The sequence below is a fragment of the Bacillus infantis genome (assembly GCF_050107595.1).
Lineage (GTDB): Bacteria > Bacillota > Bacilli > Bacillales > Cytobacillaceae > Bacillus_AB > Bacillus_AB infantis_C.
Map to the genome: position 1 here is coordinate 186,294 of NZ_JBNILH010000002.1, position 15,008 is coordinate 201,301.

General features: G+C 44.8%; 15 protein-coding genes. 13 read left to right on the forward strand and 2 right to left on the reverse strand.

Translation table 11 applies throughout. The features are described from left to right. The first annotated feature begins 138 nt into the window (after positions 1-138). The 6 genes from ACQCVH_RS04240 (at position 139) to ACQCVH_RS04265 (ending at position 6,074) form a co-directional block, all read left to right on the forward strand. Positions 139-1,485, forward strand: a complete 1,347-nt coding sequence (locus ACQCVH_RS04240) for a spore germination protein (RefSeq protein ID WP_426834588.1) — start codon at positions 139-141, stop codon at positions 1,483-1,485. Between the two features lie 16 nt (positions 1,486-1,501). After that, positions 1,502-2,602, forward strand: coding sequence for an SLC5/6 family protein (locus ACQCVH_RS04245; RefSeq protein ID WP_426834589.1), 1,101 nt, complete (start codon positions 1,502-1,504; stop codon positions 2,600-2,602). After that, positions 2,599-3,684 carry a Ger(x)C family spore germination protein gene (locus tag ACQCVH_RS04250; RefSeq protein ID WP_426834590.1) on the forward strand — a complete coding sequence of 362 codons (1,086 nt, stop codon included), beginning with the start codon at positions 2,599-2,601 and terminating at the stop codon, positions 3,682-3,684. The genes ACQCVH_RS04245 and ACQCVH_RS04250 overlap by 4 nt, the downstream gene beginning before the upstream one ends. 189 nt (positions 3,685-3,873) lie before the next feature. Continuing rightward, a complete protein-coding gene (locus ACQCVH_RS04255; RefSeq protein WP_426834591.1) occupies positions 3,874-4,041 on the forward strand; it encodes a hypothetical protein in 168 nt (55 codons plus the stop codon). Positions 4,042-4,153: 112 nt separating this feature from the next. Further along, positions 4,154-5,149, forward strand: coding sequence for a DUF3231 family protein (locus tag ACQCVH_RS04260; RefSeq protein ID WP_426834592.1), 996 nt, complete (start codon positions 4,154-4,156; stop codon positions 5,147-5,149). Between the two features lie 193 nt (positions 5,150-5,342). Then, positions 5,343-6,074 (forward strand): protein-glutamine gamma-glutamyltransferase, encoded by a 732-nt coding sequence (locus ACQCVH_RS04265; RefSeq protein WP_426834593.1) that lies wholly within the window; start codon positions 5,343-5,345, stop codon positions 6,072-6,074. 43 nt (positions 6,075-6,117) lie between these two features. Here the strand turns inward: ACQCVH_RS04265 and ACQCVH_RS04270 are convergent, their stop codons facing one another. Both ACQCVH_RS04270 and ACQCVH_RS04275 read right to left on the reverse strand, forming a co-directional pair. Next, a complete protein-coding gene (locus ACQCVH_RS04270) occupies positions 6,118-6,933 on the reverse strand; it encodes a glycerophosphodiester phosphodiesterase (protein ID WP_426834594.1) in 816 nt (271 codons plus the stop codon). Between the two features lie 59 nt (positions 6,934-6,992). After that, positions 6,993-7,286: a hypothetical protein gene (locus tag ACQCVH_RS04275; protein ID WP_426834595.1), complete on the reverse strand. Its 294-nt coding sequence runs from the start codon at positions 7,284-7,286 to the stop codon at positions 6,993-6,995. A gap of 304 nt (positions 7,287-7,590) precedes the next feature. On the opposite strand from ACQCVH_RS04275, the gene ACQCVH_RS04280 reads away from it, so the two are divergent. The 7 genes from ACQCVH_RS04280 to ACQCVH_RS04310 all read left to right on the forward strand — a co-directional run bounded on the left by ACQCVH_RS04280 (position 7,591) and on the right by ACQCVH_RS04310 (position 15,006). After that, positions 7,591-8,001 (forward strand): hypothetical protein, encoded by a 411-nt coding sequence (locus ACQCVH_RS04280; protein ID WP_426834596.1) that lies wholly within the window; start codon positions 7,591-7,593, stop codon positions 7,999-8,001. A 193-nt stretch (positions 8,002-8,194) separates the two neighbouring features. Further along, positions 8,195-8,719, forward strand: coding sequence for an NfeD family membrane protein (locus ACQCVH_RS04285; protein ID WP_426834597.1), 525 nt, complete (start codon positions 8,195-8,197; stop codon positions 8,717-8,719). Between the two features lie 15 nt (positions 8,720-8,734). Then, positions 8,735-10,282, forward strand: a complete 1,548-nt coding sequence (locus tag ACQCVH_RS04290; RefSeq protein WP_426834598.1) for a flotillin lipid rafts scaffold protein FloT — start codon at positions 8,735-8,737, stop codon at positions 10,280-10,282. 221 nt (positions 10,283-10,503) lie between these two features. Then, positions 10,504-10,614 (forward strand): YjcZ family sporulation protein, encoded by a 111-nt coding sequence (locus tag ACQCVH_RS04295; protein WP_224900370.1) that lies wholly within the window; start codon positions 10,504-10,506, stop codon positions 10,612-10,614. A 37-nt stretch (positions 10,615-10,651) separates the two neighbouring features. Continuing rightward, complete coding sequence (locus ACQCVH_RS04300) at positions 10,652-10,789, forward strand: YjcZ family sporulation protein (RefSeq protein ID WP_224900373.1); 138 nt, start codon at positions 10,652-10,654, stop codon at positions 10,787-10,789. 136 nt (positions 10,790-10,925) lie between these two features. Further along, entirely contained in the window at positions 10,926-11,126 is a 201-nt protein-coding gene (locus tag ACQCVH_RS04305; protein ID WP_336989862.1) for a hypothetical protein, read from the forward strand. Positions 11,127-11,472: 346 nt separating this feature from the next. Further along, complete coding sequence (locus ACQCVH_RS04310; RefSeq protein ID WP_426834599.1) at positions 11,473-15,006, forward strand: CheR family methyltransferase; 3,534 nt, start codon at positions 11,473-11,475, stop codon at positions 15,004-15,006. The last annotated feature ends 2 nt before the right edge of the window (positions 15,007-15,008 follow it).

Here is a 15,008-nt window from a genome sequence, read left to right on the forward strand (position 1 = left end):
GTTATTTATTATATAACCTTTTTACCTGCTGGTCAATAATGATCTAAAAAAAATCCTGTTTTTTTGAAAGGCTTTTCTGCATGAATTTTCCTTGCAGTGGGACAATAGTGGATATTTCTTAAGTGAGTTGGTGAATAGATGTTCAAGGGCGGCAACAAAAGGGAAGAGCTCCTCCGGTTTTTAAAGGAGAAGGCGGGCCATGCATCAGATACAGCCGTTCAGGAGTTAAAAGGGGCTAATATCTCTGTCTATCTATTTTATATCAAAAGTATTTGCGATACCGACAAAATCCAGGAGCAGCTGGTAAAGCCCTTTTTCCAGCTGAAGGATGAAGCGGGATATAAAAAATATATCTGTTCCCTGTCCGGCATCAGTGAGCTTGGGGACAGAGGAAAGGCTCTGAAGGATTTGATGAGGGGCTCGGCGATCCTGCTGTTCAGGGACACTTTCTATGTTCTGCAGCTAAAGAAATATATAAGCCAGGGAGTCAAGGATGCAACTGTCGAAACAACCATCCAGGGACCTCAGACTGCATTGAGCGAAGACCTTGGAACAAATCTTAACATCATCCGCCACCGCTATCATAAGACAAGCTTAACGGTGGAAGAAAACGAAATAGGTTCTGTTTCGGGGCTGGGCCTTCTGCTCCTCTATGACAAGGAAAAGATTGAGGAAGACATCCTTCAAGGGATAAAAAAGAAAATAGAGAGCATCAAAGCTTCACAGAAAATCGTCCAGTCAGCAGGAGAAATCCATAGAATGCTGACGCCGCGGGAGAAAACGCTCTTTCCTGTATTTATGATCACTGAGAGGACGGACCGGATAGCCCTTAATCTTGCACAGGGAAAAATAGTCATCCTTATTGAAGGATCTCCTTTCGGCCTGATACTGCCGGCAGTTTTCTTTGACTTTATGAGCTCTATGGAAGACCTGTACCAGCCCTATTGGGTTTCAAGGTTTTTAATCACTCTGCGGTATCTTGGCCTGTTCATCAGTCTGCTGCTTCCTGGCCTTTATGTGGCCATTACTTCTTATAATCCTGAAGTCTTCCAGGTCCAGCTTGCACTGGGAATCGCGGGAAGCCGGTCATCAGTCCCTTATCCCTCCTATCTGGAGGTGCTGTTCATGCTGATTATGATGGAACTTTTGACAGAAGCATCCATCAGGCTGCCTAAATCGATCGGATCGACAGCGACGACGGTTGGAGGATTGATTCTGGGGCAGGCTGCCACAGAAGCGGGGCTGGTATCGAACATCATGATTATCATCGTCTCAGCTGTGGCTATCTCCAATTTTGTGATTCCAATCAATGAAATGAGCTTCTCAATGAGGGTAACGAAATATGTCATCCTTCTTCTCGCAGCCATGACCGGAATGATTGGCCTGGTTATAGGCCTGATGGGCCTGCTTATATTCCTTGTACGATTGGACAGCTTTGGAAAGCCGTATCTGAAAATGTTTTTTGGCGAAGGCAGTAAACAGTAGAAGCAAGGAGGTTCGAATGACTAGCCGTTATTTTTATTATTTAATCCTGCTGAATATGCTTGCCAATATCATTGTGTTTGTACCAAAGCTCCTCATTGAAGAACGTACCGGCGGAGCCATGATGTCTATGATGGCGGCTTTGCCTCTTGGGGTGCTCGGAGCTTATTTTTTTGCAAGGGCGATGAGCAGTTTCGAAGGAAAAAGCCTGCCTCAGATCTTGAAGGACTCTTTCGTCCCCGGCTGGGCCGGAAAGCCTCTCATTCTTTATCTGGCCTTTATTTGGATGGCATCCGGCTTTATTACTCTTTATGCCTTTACAGATATTACGGAAAGATTCATCAACCCTGATATGGAAAACTGGCAGATAGCAGTTTTTTTTCTCCTATTTATTGTATGGGCGGCCTCTTCGAAGCCCGAAAAGGTGCTGTACCTCCTGGAAATTATACTAATCCTTAATGGGCCGCTTGCTGTGCTGCTTCTTATCAAAATTTATCTGAGCGGTTCCCTGAGCTGGCTGGATATTAAAGAGGCAGCCACCCATTTGTGGGAAATGCCGACATGGAAGTCGGTATCTGCTGCAACCTATGTGTTCTCCGGATACGCAAATTTAGTCATTTTCAATACAGTACTGAAGGGGAAAGCTAAGCCCCGCTTCTTTTTGCTGGTCCTGCCGGCAGGCGCAGCAGTGCTTGCTACAACGTATTTCGTGCCAATTGGAACCTTTGGCTTTGAAGGGGTAGGTGATCTTGAGTATCCCTGGCTGTCGAGTGCGGATGCAGTCAGAATGGAGCTTGCCTTTGTAGAACGGGCCTTCTATATTTTTATCCTCATCTATATAGGAATCTCGCTGATGAATGTTGTGGTTCACTGGCATGTAGCACAGTCACTGATCAGAAGTGCCGTTCCGCTTCGAGCTGAAAATAAAAATACGAAAACTGCATCATTTAAAAAAAACATTCCGCTGCTGCTGTTTGCCGTACTGTTTTTTATCGGTGAATTTTTTGTCAATGAAGAAATCATGTCTATCTTTACTGTTTGGTGGATGAACATCCGCATGCCGAGCGAGTACATAATGGTGGTCCTGTTAATATTTCTTTCCTGGAGGAAGAACAAATGAAGAAAAGGCTGCTGCCGGCTGTTGCTGTGCTTTTGCTATTTTTGGGCGGGTGCGGGTTCAAGGATATTGACAACCGCTTTTTTGTTGTGACAATGGGGATCGACCGGCCGGAAGATGACGGTGACCTTATTAAGGTATCATTGAAGCTTGCCATACCCACTGCCGACACCAGGTCTGATGACAGCCGCTTTGTCGTTGTCACCGAAACCTCGGAAACTATTTCAGAAGCAATCAGGATCATTAAGTCAAGGGTGGACAAGGAACTTGATTTTGGGCATTTGAAGGTCATCCTGCTTGGGGACAGTTTGACGGAACATAGCATTAAACGGGAAATGGACTGGTTTTACAGAAGGAGGGATATCCAGAAAATTGCCTGGATTGCGATCGGCAAGCCCACTGCCGAAGAGGTGATGAAAGTAAAGCCCCCTTCCGAAAGGCTCGCATCCAATACACTTTTTCTTTCCTTTGATCTGCAGGGCTCTGAGTCGCCTTATACCATTTCCAAATATTTATTCCAGTTTTACAGGGAAAGCAAGAGCAAGGGGGTAAGCCCTGTGCTCCCGGTTGTCAAAGTGAAAAACGGCCTCCTTGAGATCAACCAGGCTGATATATTTAAGGATCATAAACGCGCACTAAGGCTTTCACAGAACGAGACAAAAACCTTCAATGCCCTCAAACACGAATTTGAAAAACAGCAGATTACTGTTAAAGAACAAGGCAAATTTTTCGTCGTTTCCATCGACAATTATAATTCTGATATTAAAATCGCTGAAAAAAGCACTGGTGCTGCTGTAGAAGTTGGCATATCTGTCCAGGGAACAATAGAAGAGTCAAGAAGCGATCTATCGGAGAAGGAGCTTGAGGTCTATAATCAGCTTCTTGAGAAGGAGATAGAAAGAATTGTGAAAGACCTGCTGAAAAAATTCCAGGGGAAGTCACTCGATCCTATGGGGTTTGGGCTGGCTTACAGGGCCACCCACTTTGATAAGGATGAGTGGGAGAAATGGAATGAAATCTATCCTGAGATCAACATAAAAGTAGATGCAGATTCCAAGATTATGGGAACGGGGATCATTGAATAGTTTGGCATGCCGGCGCGCAAGTAAAGGGCCAAAGGAAGCAGAAGCTTTTTAAAAAATCGGTAAATTTTATAAGCTGAGGATAAGAAATGGTTAAGAGAGGTAAAAAACCTAAAAATCCTATTTTATTTTTTTTTTAATTTTGTAAGATAAGGCTGTAACCGGTTCATTAAAAAAGAGGAGGAATAAAAGATGAAAAAATGGTTTTTGATGCTGTTTGCAGCTCTTTCTTTATCAATGGCTGTTACAGGATGCAGCGGTACAGAAGATGAAGATAGTGATACTGGCACAGATACAGAGCAGAATGAAGATACCGGAACAGAAACGGATGAAGAAGGCACCGAAGAAGAATCTGAATAAGTTCGAGCAGGCTGCCCCGCGGAGGCAGCTTTTATTTTTGGAAAGATGAATTACATGAAGTCCTTTTGGAGACGATATTCTATTATGCAGGCATTTTAAAAGGAGTGGTATCATGGGCAAGCCGGAAATCTCATCTTCTGAATTAGGTACTTTATGGATGACATATCAGCAAAAAACGATGCTGATCCATATGCTGCCATATTTTATTAGAAAGGCTGAGGATCCGGAAGGGAAGGAGCTGCTCCAGTCTTTATTGGTTCAGATAGTCCCATATAAAGAAAATATTGAGCGTATTCTAGAGGAAGATGGGGCAGTCATCCCTAAAGGTTTTACCTCCCAGGATGTCAATCCTGATGCCGCGGTTCTGTATCAGCCTTATTTTGATATCCATTTTCTGAGGCTGATGAAGGAAATCAGCATGGGGCTCCACACGCTCCATCTCAGCATGGCGTACAGGGAAGATATCATCAGCTTATACAGGAACCTTTCGCAGATTACACAGGAGTTCTATCAGCACTTTACGCAGTTCCTGCTCAAGAAAGGCCTGCTGCCGCGCCCGCCTTCCGTTACGATGCCCAAGGAAGTTGAAATGGCCGAGGGGACTGGATACATGAAGGGAAATGATCTATTTGGCAACAAAAGATCCCTGAACACAGTTGAAGTCGCGCATCTGTATCATGCCATTGAAAGCAATGTGACTGGGATGCAGATGATCACTGGATTTGCACAGACTGCAAAGAAGCAGGAAGTGAGGGAGTACCTCAATAAAGGAAAAGACCTTTCACAAAAAATCATTGTTGAATTCGGGCAGAAGCTGACAGATAGCGATATACAGGTGCCATCTACTTCTGCCGGGTATCCAACCTCTTCGACTGAAGGTCCCTTCACTGATAAGCTCATGCTCTACTGCACCAGTCTTTTGTGCAGTTTCGGACTCGGAAGCAATGCAATAGGGACTGCCTTCAGTCTCCGTAATGATCTGCCTTTGAAAATGGCAGCCCTGGCCAAGGATATCTATACATATGGACATGAAGGGGGAAGGATCATGGCCAGGAATGGATGGATGGAAGAGCCGCCGCAGATGGAAGACCGCAATTCTTTGATTTGAATGGAAACGGCCCCTTCCTTTAATGAAGATCTTAAGAAACATGAACAAGCCCTGCAGGGTGATTGATAGGACACATGGCCTGCCATCTTCGTGATGTCGGGCTTTTCTGTGGAAAGCGGGCAAAACTCAGGGGCATTTTAATGAGTCCTCTGCCATAAGGTATAGGAAAGCCGTACTTGGAAAGGAGATTTCTATGATACAGCTGCCCGTTTTTCCAGGCCTGTCCGCTGAAATGCTGCCAGAAACCCAAAGGGCTGTATGGCGGGCTTTGAATAGAAGCCCGGAGACATTTTATTATCCTAATGCCGATGAACTTTTGTTTGAGCTGGAAACAAGGGAAAAAATCCTGTTTTACTCCAGGAAGCTGAGCGAAAGCGGCGCTGTCTTTGCCGCCTTTCAAGAGTCTTTCTTCAATCCGGCCTATTGGATCAAAACAAGGGCGGGATATACTTTGAGGCCGGACGTTCGACCCTCTGACGCGGTCAATGATGTTTTTTCCAATGGCAGCAAATATGCTTTTGAATGTTCAACGGCCATCGTGCTTATCTTATACAAGGCAGTGCTAGAATCTATTTCTGTGCGCTACTTTAACCAGCTGTTCCAAAATTTGCTCGTGTGGGACTGGAATTATGACAGAGATCTGGGCATCATTACAAAAATAGGATCGTACCTCATTCCCGGTGACATTGTCTATTTTTATAATCCCGATTTCCTCCACCCGGTTTGGACGGGCGAAAATGCGGTTTATCTGGGCGATGATACTTATTTTGGGCATGGAATAGGCATCATGTCAGAGCAGGAAATGGTTGCTGCCCTCAATACACTCAGGAAAACGAATGCCACCCAGTCAGCATTCCTTATCTCCCAGCATAGCAGGATCAATTTCCGTTATTTGTTTCAATTTGCTAAAAGGATTCGCTTTTAGGCAGAAGCTTGTCCAAAAGCCAGGCTTCACTGCTGCGCTTCACTCAATCAAGGAGCTCAATAAAATCTGTTACAATGCCATCGGCAGGAAGCTTCAAAGCTTTTCCAGCTTCTTTTTCTGTCCTGATGGTCCATATAATGGTCTTCATCCCTTTTTTATGTATCAGGTCCAGAAGCTTCCTGCTCGCGATAGTATGCTTTGGATTTAAATAACTGGCATACTTTGCAATCTGCTCAAGCTCTCTTCCGGTCATCCTTTTCGTCTTATAATTCAGAAGGATTCCGACCGGGATGGAAGGGAGCAGGCTATGGATTTTTTCCATTGAGCTTCTGTCAAAAGATTGGATGATGATTCGGGTTTCAGGGCCCTTGTCCAGATTCCGGCTTTTTAGCTCTTCTGCAATCTGTTCTTCTATTCCGGGGTAAAGGGCCGGCTTCTTCAGCTCGATCAGGAGCCCGGCCTTATCGCCATATTTATCCAGCATTTCAGTGAATGAAGGGATAACCTCCCCTGCAAACTCCTTTGAATGCCAGCTGCCTGCATCCAGGCTCCTCAGCTCTTTCCATGTAAGAGCTGAGACTTTTCCCTTGCCGTCTGTCGTCCGATCGACAGTAGGATCATGAATGACGGCAAGCTCTCCGTCCTTTGTTCGCTGGACATCAAATTCAAGAAAATCGGCTCCCGATTGAAGCGCATAGTCAAATGATGAAAAGGTATTTTCCGGCCTGGAGCCTGCGGCTCCACGGTGTCCGATTTTAAGCTTTGACGGCAGGCTGCCATGTGCCTCCTGTACTTTTCGAAGGGCTCTCAGCCTGGCCAAAAGCGGGGTTAATGCATTCCGGTAGCTGCCCAAGCACATCACCTCCTTTTACTGATGGTTATTAACATCCTGTTTTCTTTGTTTTTGGCAAAAGAAACTCAATCCCAATCTTCATATATAATCCTGCCGCCCGTCAAATCTATTTCATTTCGTTCACCTTTATAGTAAAGCTTTCCATTTTCCTTGATCAACAGCTTTTCATAAGTGTAAATATTCTTTCCTGCAGGCAATTCGATGACTACCTTTTGGCCCAGATCCTTTTCCGGTGTTTCTATCTTAATGAGACTGGTGGAATAGTAGAAAATTAGAAGAACTGCTGCAGCTGTCATCAGTATGAGCAAGAAAATCTTCCATGTGACAGTCCGCCTGCTGGTATATCTGTCCGATCTCATGGTATTTACAACCTCCGCTAAAATATAGTGCATGCAAAGCAAATAAAAGTCTTTACTAGCGTATGCAGCAGCGGGAGGGCCGATGACAAAAAGAGGCTCTTTGCCAAGCCGCCGGCTGATGAGCGATCTTTAGGCCGGATTGACTATTCAGGCACAGCTTGAACCTGGTACAGCTATAGGCATGGAATCAATTTTTGGTAGATTAGTCTATTTCTGTTTTAGCCGATAGTATGATATGGTAGGTAACGGAGCAGGATTACATATATTTTTAAATGAATCAATCAGATTAGCCGGAGGAAGAAATATGATTTGGGAAACCGTAGATGGAATTAATATATGGAAACTTAGCAGGTATTTCAAGAAGCTTTCTGCTTCTAAGCTGACGCTGGAAGAAAAAGTTATGAATGATGTTCTGGTCGTTACACTGCCGCTGAAAAAAACAGATGAACCTACTGCTGCTGAAACCAGGAAGCTGATTGAAGAGGCTGTCCTGCACTCGGATGGATTTGAAACATTAAAGGTGGCACTCCTGGAAAACTGCAGGCCGTCTTATAAAGAGCTGATGACGAAATATGGAGTCAGAAGATGGCTGGAAATTCCTGTAGAAGAAAATGTTATATATAAATTTTCATTTGAAAATATAAAAGAAAGCAGCCAGCATAGTTCTTACCAGATGGCTAAGGGCAGCGGAACTTCTGAGCTTGCTGCCAGATAGCATGGGTAACCATGCTTTTTTTTATGGATAATTTTGTGAAAATTGAAACTTTTCCTATGCCCGTTCGTAAATAATACAGAAGCTTCCAGATGGATAGTCAGAGGGGAGGAAAAGCAGAGCATCGTAATTATAATAAGTTCTATAGTCCGCTAAATGCCTTGTGCGCGAAGTGGGAGGGAGGTTTGATATTTATATGGAAATTTTCGGGTTGCCGATCCAGACTCTTTACTTGTACATTCTGTGTTTTTCAGGTGGAATAATATTCTTATATATTTTGTTCGGGGATGTACTGGAGGGAGCCGGTGAATTCAGCCCTTTCCTGAACCCCATATTGATTTTTGCTTTTTTGACGATTTTTTCTGCAGCCGGCTTTTTGATGGAATATATAACCGGGATGGGCAGTGTCCTGATCATGGCCGTTTCGGCGGCGATTGCTTTCGTTCTGGATATCTTATTATATCTTTTTGTACTGATCCCTTTATCCAATGCTGAAGAATCGCTGGTCTATACAGACGAATCCTTAAGAGGCAGGGTTGGGAAGGTCATAATCCCGATACCTGATAACGGTTTTGGCGAGGTGCTGATTGAAAGTGTCAGCGGGAGGATCGCCAAGTCAGCCCAGAGCTTTAAGGGCGGGCCGATTGAAGAAGGCCAGGAAGTACTTATTATAGAAGTTAATGAAAATGTCCTTCAGGTTGTCAGACACGAAGGAATATAAACAGGAGGGAACAGAATGGCAATGGTTTGGGTGGTAGTTGGTGTCGCAGCTTTTCTATTGATTGCTCTGCTGGGTGTATTTGTTACTAAATATAAGACGGCCGGACCTGATGAGGCTCTGATCGTCACGGGCAGCTATCTTGGAAACAAACGGGTCCATGTGGATGAGTCCGGCAATAAAATCAAGATCATCAGGGGAGGCGGGACATTCGTCCTTCCGGTATTTCAGCAGGCAGAGCCATTGAGCCTGCTTTCAAGCAAGCTTGAGGTATCAACGCCTGAGGTATATACCGAACAAGGTGTGCCAGTGATGGCCGATGGCACAGCCATCATTAAAATAGGCGGCTCCATAAGCGAGATTGCCACTGCAGCGGAACAGTTCCTCGGAAAATCAAAGGAAGACAGGGAGAACGAGGCAAAGGAAGTGCTCGAAGGCCACCTGCGTTCAATCCTTGGTTCAATGACTGTTGAAGAAATTTACAAAAACAGAGATAAATTCTCCCAGGAAGTTCAAAGAGTAGCCTCCCAGGACCTGGCAAAGATGGGCCTCGTGATCGTTTCACTGACCATCAAGGATGTAAGGGACAAAAACGGCTATCTGGATTCTCTGGGCAAGCCGAGAATTGCTCAGGTTAAAAGGGATGCGGATATTGCAACAGCTGAAGCTGATAAAGAAACGAGGATTAAAAAGGCAGAAGCTGATAAAGATGCCAAAAAGGCAGAGCTTGAGAGGGCAACCGAGATAGCGGAGGCCGAAAAGGAAAATAAGATGAAAATGGCAGATTACCGCAGGGATCAGGATATCGCCAAAGCCCGTGCAGACCAGGCTTATGATCTGGAAACAGCCAGGGCTAAACAGGAAGTTACTGAGCATGAAATGCAAATCAGGATCATCGAAAGGCAAAAACAGATTGAGCTGGAGGAAAAAGAAATCCTTAGGCGGGAGAAGCAATACGATTCTGAGGTTAAAAAGAAGGCGGATGCCGACCGTTATGCAGTGGAGCAGGCTGCAGAAGCCGAGAAGCGGAAGCAGATCACAGCTGCTGATGCCAATCAGTACCGGATCGAGTCGCAAGCCAAGGCAGAAGCCGAGCGGGTAAGGGTTGACGGAATTGCCAAGGCGGATGCCTTAAGGGCCCAAGGTGAATCCGAAGCAGAAATTATCCGCCTGAAAGGTCTGGCGGAAGGGGAAGCCAAGCGAAAGATTGCTGAAGCATTTGAGCAATTCGGCGAAGCTGCTGTACTTGATATGGTCCTTAAAATGCTTCCTGAATATGCCAAACAGGTTGCAAGCCCATTGGCCAATATTGATAAAATCACGGTCGTCGATACAGGCGGCGATGGAAAAAGCAGCGGTGCCAACAGGGTTGCAGGTTATGCAACAAATCTAATGAGCACCATGCAGGAAACACTGAAAGCTTCTTCAGGCATCGATGTGAAAGAACTGCTCGAAAACCTCTCAGGCAAGCACAATGTACGCCAGAGTCTTGATGAACTCACATATGAGCTGAAGGAGGCGGCCCAGAAGAAAGAAGGGGAAAAGGGGACGATCAGCACACCATAGGGTTTCAGGCGCAGGAAGATTGATTCCTGCGCCTTTCGTTTTAGCTTTTATCCAATTAGGCCGGCTTTAGTGACCAAATCCGCCAGTTTTTTATTTAGCAGTTTCTTACTCCCTGTTCGTTTGCCTCTGAGGAAATGACCTAAAAATTGTGCGTTTGTCTATTCGCACAATAGCTCATTGCTGAATAGGATATATTGAATCAACTAAAGGAGGTTTTATAAATGTCAGACGGATGCGGATACGGCGGAGGTTTTGCCCTGCTGGTAGTATTGTTCATTTTATTGATTATCATTGGTGCTTCTTGGGGTTACGGAGGCGGCTACGGCTACTAATCGGTACTGACTAAAAAATAAAGGAGGAGATCTTCCAATGGCATATGGCTACGGTTACGGCGGCTATGGCGGCTGCGGCTACGGAGGCGGCTACGGCTATGGCGGCGGGTTTGCGCTGATTGTTGTACTGTTCATCCTTCTGATCATCGTTGGTGCAGCCTGCTTTAAATGGTAATAGATTGAAAGGAGGGAGACAGGGCATCCTGTCTCTCTTTTTGTGTACCGGGACCTGAGCAAGTTCTCTCCGCATTTAAGTGTTTTATCCCTCAGTTCAAGGGGAATGTAAACAAAAACAGTAAATGGAGGAGAAAATGATGGAGCATCAGACTGAGAACAGAGCATACACGCTCGATGAGATTCACGGCCTTTTGGAAAGCGGGCTTCAGCGGGAGCTTAACCCAAAGGAAAACAGCATCGTATCAAAATGGATTGCTTCTTTTGATAAAGAGGATAGGATCACTGTATTGAATATGTTCAAAGAGCTGCTGAATAAGCATAAACGGATAGATTGAATGAGGAGCCTTCATAAGAGAAGGCTTTTTTCTATGTATAGAGAAGAAATCCTTCCGGGCCGGGAATGGGAGAACTTGGCGGAAGAGCCACATGCAAATGATTTAATGACAAATCTTGATTGGCTGTTAAAGAACCTCTATAATCAGGAGTATAAATGAATTTCCTATAAGTGGAATCAAAGCCCGTATTTCCCCTATCTGTATCAGAAGCTTTGCCGGCTCCCGCTATTATCGATTTTACCCTGGAAGTCCTATTGACCGTTATGGCATCCGGCATTTGAGTGAGGTGAAGGCTGTTCGGGAGGCTGGCTTATTTCGGCATTAATCAGGAGGAATCAACAAATATATGTCTATGAAACAATCAATTAACACTGCCGGGAAAAAATCTTTGGGAAAAGAATTTTATATTGTAGGAATAGGTGCGTCTGCCGGGGGACTCGATGCGATTGAACAGTTCTTTTCGAAAGTACCTGCCGATTCCGGTATGGCGTATATAGTTGTTCAGCATTTATCCTCCAAATATAAAAGCTTTATGCCGGAACTATTGGCAAAAAAGACGAATATGAAAATATTGCGGATCAAGGAAGGGATGCAGGTCCAGCCTGACACCATATACCTGAACCCGCCGGATGCCTATACGTCCATTGAAAACGATACATTCAAGGTGAGCGGTTACGAAAAAGACAAACAGCTGCATTTTCCGATAGATGCCTTTCTGAAATCCCTTGCTGCCGGCAAAAAGGACAAGGCGGTTTCCATTATCTTTTCTGGAAAAGGAAACGACGGTACGGCTGGAGTCAAAGCAATTAAAGATAATGGCGGAACGGTTATCGTCCAGGATGGACAGTCAGCCAAATTTAATGATATGCCGGAAAGTGCAATTCTTTCAGGCTGTGCAGATTATATTGAGGCCCCTTCCAACATGCCCTCTATTCTCAGTTCCTTCAATGAAAGTGTCTTGCCCCGCTACAGCCAGGAAACCTTAGAAGAAATTTTTGGATTGATTAAAAAGAATACTGGATTGGACTTTTCATGCTATAAGAAAAACAGCATTATTAGAAGAATTGAGCGGCGGATCCTGCAGCTTGAATCCAAGTACCAGACCGTTGAACAATATCTTGATTATCTGCAGGCAAACAGCGGGGAGGTTGAAAATCTCCAAAAAGACCTGCTGATCGGTGTTACCCATTTTTTCAGGGACGCGGAAGCTTTCAAGATCATTGAAGATGTGATCGTGCCGGAAGCCGTCCACCGGAAGGCGGCTGCAAAGGAGGAGCTGAGAATCTGGATCGCCGGCTGTTCCACAGGGCAGGAAGCTTACTCCTATGCCATTCTGTTTGACCGCTATGTGCAGAAGATGGGCTTGGACCTTAACGTCAGAATCTTTGCAACAGATATAAATAAAGATGCAATAGAATTTGCCAGACGGGGGATTTATCCCGGCCATCAGACTGAAGGCATCCCAAAAGAACTGCTGAAGAATTATTTTGTGAAAAAAGGAGACAGCTGGGAAATCATTAAGCGCATCCGCAGCCATGTCGTTTTTGCCCCGCATAATCTGATAAAGGACTCTCCTTTTGTCAATATGGATTTAATCAGCTGCAGGAACGTCATGATTTACTTTCAGCCGGACCTGCAGCGAAAGCTGTTGTCACTCTTTAATTTTGCTTTAACAGAAAAGGGTACGCTTGTCCTGGGACACAGCGAAACAACAGGGAATATGTCCCATTTCTTTCGTCCTGTCAACGGCAAATGGAATATCTATAAAAATGCGATTTCTGAGAACTGGATGGTACAGTCAGAAGGGAGAGTATCACATATGCCGGTTTCAGCAGATCAGGCTGAGAACAGGAGCATTGCTGCAGATTCACTCTCTGCACGCAGGAGGGCGGCTATCCATCAGACGCTTATGGATAATTATGTGCTCCCGTGCATCGTCCTGAATGAAGTCAATGAGGTGATATTCACGTCCCGCCGGGCGAATAAGTATCTGAATTTCCTTAATGAATCCTCGAGTAAAAGCATCTACAAAATGGTCCCTGTCCATCTGTCTGTCATGATTGGGACAGCGCTGAAAAAGTTAGATGGTGAGCAAAGTGAGGTTCGTTATAAAAACGTCCATTTCGACGTAGATGGCGAGAACCGGTATTTTGATCTGATCGTAAAGAAATTTGCTGCCAACGAATCGCTTGCTATCATCCTTTTGGATGAAGACCAGAATGCAAAGGAAAAGAAAACGATGCCTCTTTATTTCGATCCGCACAGCACGGTGGCCGAGAGGATAGCAGACCTGGAGCAGGAGCTGTATTATACTCAGCAGACGCTGCAGACAACCATTGAGGAGCTTGAAACATCCAATGAAGAACTTCAGTCTGCAAATGAAGAGCTTATTGCCGCGAATGAAGAAATGCAGAGCGCGAATGAAGAAATGCATTCGATCAATGAAGAGCTCGTGAATGTAAACAATGAGTATGAACAAAAGATCAAAGAAGTGACCGCGCTTGCAGATGATATGGACAATCTGCTCATCAGCACAAATATAGCAGCGGTATTTCTGGATGCTGAACTGAATATCCGTCTTTTTACACCGGAAGCCAAAAAGGTCATCAATGTTATCGATATGGATGTCGGAAGGCCGTTCTTCCACATCTCGCATAATTTTGAACAGGCATCACTTGTGGAGGATGCTGAAAGAGTCGTCAAATTATTTGGTAAAATTGAGAAAGAGCTCATGTCCAAGGATCATAGATGGTATCTGATGCAGGCATTCCCATACCGCACAAGTGAAAATGTGATGGACGGGGTTGTCTTTACCTTCAATGATATTACTGAAATAAAGCGATTCAACCAGAAGCTGAAACTGACCTCCAATGCACTTGATCAGAGTCCATCCCGGATATTGATCATTGATAAATCAGGCAATATTGAATACCACAATAAAGAATTTGCCGAGCATGAAGGAAAACCTGACAGCTTTGTGGGAAGGAACATTAAAGAACTTTACAGAGATCAAATGAATACAGCTGATTTTAAAGAAATTGAAGATGCCATAACTGCAAAGGAAGTATGGAAAGGCAGCATGTCCTATCCCCTGGATGGCGGGATCGCCAGGTGGGAGAATGTCTGTTTTTTGCCGATCGAGGATCAGTACGGAGATGTCAGCAGCTATCTTGGCATCATAGAAGATATTACAGTCCATAAGGCATCCGAGGCTATGCTGCAGAAATCTGAAATGCTGTCTGCAGTAGGGCAGCTTGCAGCCGGGATTGTCCATGAGATCCGCAATCCCCTGACATCCCTGAAAGGATTTTTGCAGCTGATGATGCAGACTGGCAGTTATAACAAGGAGTACACTGAAGTCATGATGTCTGAATTCGGCAGGCTGGAAGCCATCATTGACGAGTTCCTTGTTCTTGCAAAGCCTAAAGCAGCTGTTTATGACCTGGTCAATGTTTCCAAAGTCATCCAGGATGTGTGTGTGCTTCTTGATACACAGGCTATTATGCAGAATATCAGCATCACAGCAGTATATCAGGATGCATTGCCAATGATCAGGGGAAATGAAAAAGAGCTGAAGCAAGTTTTCATCAATATGGTGAAAAATGCGATTGAAGCGATGGACAACGGAGGAACGATCCTGATTGAAACGGGGATGGAAGGAAAAAATCTTCTCGTCAAAATTTCCGACCAGGGGAAAGGGATACCGGAGAAGCAGCTTAATAAAATGGGGGAGCCGTTTTATACTACCAAGGAAAAAGGGACCGGCCTGGGGGTCATGGTCAGCTTCAGGATCATTGAAAACCACAAAGGCACTCTCAATTATGCAAGTATTGAAGGGAAGGGGACAACAGCAGAAATCCGTATTCCCTGCATTCAATAAAG

Excerpts from the sequence above, each read along its gene's own strand:
- ACQCVH_RS04245 (WP_426834589.1), top strand. The coding sequence starts at position 1,502 with ATGACTAGCCGTTATTTTTATTATTTAATCCTGCTGAATATGCTTGCC.
- ACQCVH_RS04300 (WP_224900373.1), top strand. The coding sequence starts at position 10,652 with ATGGCATATGGCTACGGTTACGGCGGCTATGGCGGCTGCGGCTACGGA.
- ACQCVH_RS04250 (WP_426834590.1), top strand. The coding sequence starts at position 2,599 with ATGAAGAAAAGGCTGCTGCCGGCTGTTGCTGTGCTTTTGCTATTTTTG.
- ACQCVH_RS04280 (WP_426834596.1), top strand. The coding sequence starts at position 7,591 with ATGATTTGGGAAACCGTAGATGGAATTAATATATGGAAACTTAGCAGG.
- ACQCVH_RS04255 (WP_426834591.1), top strand. The coding sequence starts at position 3,874 with ATGAAAAAATGGTTTTTGATGCTGTTTGCAGCTCTTTCTTTATCAATG.
- ACQCVH_RS04260 (WP_426834592.1), top strand. The coding sequence starts at position 4,154 with ATGGGCAAGCCGGAAATCTCATCTTCTGAATTAGGTACTTTATGGATG.
- ACQCVH_RS04240 (WP_426834588.1), top strand. The coding sequence starts at position 139 with ATGTTCAAGGGCGGCAACAAAAGGGAAGAGCTCCTCCGGTTTTTAAAG.
- ACQCVH_RS04275 (WP_426834595.1), bottom strand. The coding sequence starts at position 7,286 with ATGAGATCGGACAGATATACCAGCAGGCGGACTGTCACATGGAAGATT.
- ACQCVH_RS04265 (WP_426834593.1), top strand. The coding sequence starts at position 5,343 with ATGATACAGCTGCCCGTTTTTCCAGGCCTGTCCGCTGAAATGCTGCCA.
- ACQCVH_RS04290 (WP_426834598.1), top strand. The coding sequence starts at position 8,735 with ATGGCAATGGTTTGGGTGGTAGTTGGTGTCGCAGCTTTTCTATTGATT.
- ACQCVH_RS04310 (WP_426834599.1), top strand. The coding sequence starts at position 11,473 with ATGTCTATGAAACAATCAATTAACACTGCCGGGAAAAAATCTTTGGGA.
- ACQCVH_RS04270 (WP_426834594.1), bottom strand. The coding sequence starts at position 6,933 with ATGTGCTTGGGCAGCTACCGGAATGCATTAACCCCGCTTTTGGCCAGG.
- ACQCVH_RS04285 (WP_426834597.1), top strand. The coding sequence starts at position 8,195 with ATGGAAATTTTCGGGTTGCCGATCCAGACTCTTTACTTGTACATTCTG.
- ACQCVH_RS04305 (WP_336989862.1), top strand. The coding sequence starts at position 10,926 with ATGATGGAGCATCAGACTGAGAACAGAGCATACACGCTCGATGAGATT.
- ACQCVH_RS04295 (WP_224900370.1), top strand. The coding sequence starts at position 10,504 with ATGTCAGACGGATGCGGATACGGCGGAGGTTTTGCCCTGCTGGTAGTA.